The organism is Devosia soli, assembly GCF_000970455.1.
Classification (GTDB): domain Bacteria; phylum Pseudomonadota; class Alphaproteobacteria; order Rhizobiales; family Devosiaceae; genus Devosia; species Devosia soli.
Map to the genome: position 1 here is coordinate 1 of NZ_LAJG01000044.1, position 465 is coordinate 465.

Sequence of the window (465 nt, forward strand, 5' to 3'; positions counted from 1 at the left end):
TGGGCAGTGACGTGAAGCGACCGGTATAGTTAGGCAGGGCAGGTATGGTGAAAAGGCCCGGACGGACGATGAGCTGATTTGTTAGGTGCTTCTATTTAAACCGAGAATGGCGGCGGTGCCGGTCCGGCATCGCCCAACATTTTTCTCCTTGTTGTTCAGTCGCTTCCCCGAACTCCGGGGATAGAATTATTTTGTCCACTTGACTTTCGACGCGCTCGCGGTAACGGTCCCATGCGTGGAGGAACTTTGATGGTGGCACGAAGACTCAGTCGTCGGCCGACCATTATCGATGTTGCGCAGCGAGCCGGGGTGTGCACGAGCACCGCGACTCGAGCGCTCGCGAGTTCTTCTAATATTACTGATGAAACCCCGAAGCGCGTCGGCAAGGCAGCGGCCGACGTCGATGACGAGCGAACGCACAGTGACACCTGCATGCGTTAGGGTTCGGTCGGCATCGCTGGGCTT

At 57.4% G+C, this 465-nt stretch carries 1 protein-coding gene; it reads left to right on the forward strand.

Features of this window, described 5'->3' with window-relative positions; genetic code table 11:
- The first annotated feature begins 249 nt into the window (after nt 1-249).
- Nucleotides 250-441 carry a LacI family DNA-binding transcriptional regulator gene (locus tag VW35_RS21150; RefSeq protein ID WP_152662662.1) on the forward strand — a complete coding sequence of 64 codons (192 nt, stop codon included), beginning with the start codon at nt 250-252 and terminating at the stop codon, nt 439-441.
- Nucleotides 442-465 lie beyond the last annotated feature (24 nt).